This is a genomic window from Xanthomonas arboricola pv. guizotiae, assembly GCF_002940205.1.
Lineage (GTDB): Bacteria > Pseudomonadota > Gammaproteobacteria > Xanthomonadales > Xanthomonadaceae > Xanthomonas > Xanthomonas arboricola_C.
On the sequence record NZ_MDSK01000089.1, the window covers coordinates 1 to 1,581 of the forward strand.

1 protein-coding gene and 1 pseudogene are annotated in these 1,581 nt (G+C 58.8%); both read left to right on the plus strand.

Annotated features, from left to right (window positions below; translation table 11 throughout):
• Positions 1 to 150: 150 nt before the first annotated feature.
• Positions 151 to 1,122: an IS5 family transposase gene (locus XarbCFBP7408_RS21895; protein ID WP_104564690.1), complete on the plus strand. Its 972-nt coding sequence runs from the start codon at positions 151 to 153 to the stop codon at positions 1,120 to 1,122.
• A gap of 111 nt (positions 1,123 to 1,233) precedes the next feature.
• Positions 1,234 to 1,491, plus strand: a pseudogene (locus tag XarbCFBP7408_RS21900) (baseplate assembly protein); the annotation flags it as partial.
• Between the last annotated feature and the right edge of the window lie 90 nt (positions 1,492 to 1,581).

Here is a 1,581-nt window from a genome sequence, read left to right on the forward strand (position 1 = left end):
TGCATGGTCAATTGTTCGCCACTTCTGACATGTACTGGAAAATTCCGCTGGTTGCGCCTCGCGTCGCGGCTGGTATTTCAGCAGCCTGCTAAGGAAGGTCTGATCCCCATGATCCTGCGACAATCGCACAGAGGCAACGGGACGATGACGATGCAACTTTCCTTCGGCGACGCTGAGTACAACGGCAAGCGCAAGCGGACGCGGCGTGAGGTGTTCTTGGCCGAGATGGATCAGGTCGTGCCGTGGAAGGACCTGCTGGGGCTGATCGAGCCGCACTATCCAAAGTCGGGGCAGCAGGGGCGACAGCCGTATCGGCTGGAGACAATGCTGCGCATCCATTTTTTGCAGCAGTGGTATGCATTGAGCGATCCTTCGGCGGAAGAAGCCTTATACGACACGGTGTCGATGCGCCGTTTCGCGAAGATCGGCGGGCTGGACGAGGTGCCGGATGAAACGACGATTCTCAACTTCCGGCATTTGCTGGAGCGGCATGATTTGGCGCGCAAGCTGTTCAACCGGGTCAACGCGCACCTGTCGCGTAAAGGGCAGAGTCTGCGAGGCGGGACGATCGTGGACGCCACGATCATCGCTGCGCCCAGTTCGACCAAGAACAAGGATGGCGAGCGCGATCCGGAGATGCACCAGACCAAGAAGGGCAACCAGTACTACTTCGGGATGAAGGCGCACATCGGGGTGGACGATGACTCCGGGTTGGTGCACCACGTCGAATGCACGGCGGCAAACGTGGCCGATATCACGCAAGCGCACAAGCTGCTGCACGGCAAGGAAGAGACGGTGTGCGGGGACAGTGGCTACACCGGGCTTGAGAAGCGCGGTGAGATGAAACGCAAGCGCAAGCTGCGCTACCTGATCGCGGAAAAGCCCTCGAAGCTGAAGCAAATCAAGAACAAGCGCGAACTGAAGTTGGCCAAGCGGTGGGAGCACGCCAAGGCCAGCCTGCGCGCGAAGGTGGAACACCCGTTTCGTGTGATCAAGCGCCAGTTTTGCTACACCAAGGTGCGCTATCGCGGCCTGGCCAAGAACACCTCGCAGGTGCTGACGCTGTTTGCGCTGTCGAACCTGTGGCTGAAGCGCAAAGAGTTAATGCCCGCCGCGGGGTAGGTGCGCCTGTAATCTGGGTAATACCCCGCAAATGCGCCCAAAACGGCAAAAAATCGAGGATCTGAGTGCCTTGAGCGCGGCCGATGTGGCTTACTTCATTTTCCCGACGCGTTGATCAGGCCATCCCTAATCGAGACGCTGAGCTTCGAGGCGATCTTTGCCGAAGCTTTGGCTCAGTTCCGCAAGATGCTGCCGAAATTCGCTGCGCTCACGGAAGCCGATCCGGTCTACAAGATCCGGCAGCTGTTCGCAGCCCGCGAATGGCATATACGGCAGCGTGCCAACGACAAGGCACAGCAGACCATGCTGGCCTTTGCCACCGGTACCAACCTTGATCAACTGGGCGCGCTGTTCGGCGTCACACGCTTAACAGGCTGCTGAAATACCTCTCAGCTCGTAGACTACTTGAGTCGGAACATCCCCCACTACCATGCGTGGCGTAGACGTCTTCAGCGAGCA

Excerpts from the sequence above, each read along its gene's own strand:
- XarbCFBP7408_RS21895 (WP_104564690.1), top strand. The coding sequence starts at position 151 with ATGCAACTTTCCTTCGGCGACGCTGAGTACAACGGCAAGCGCAAGCGG.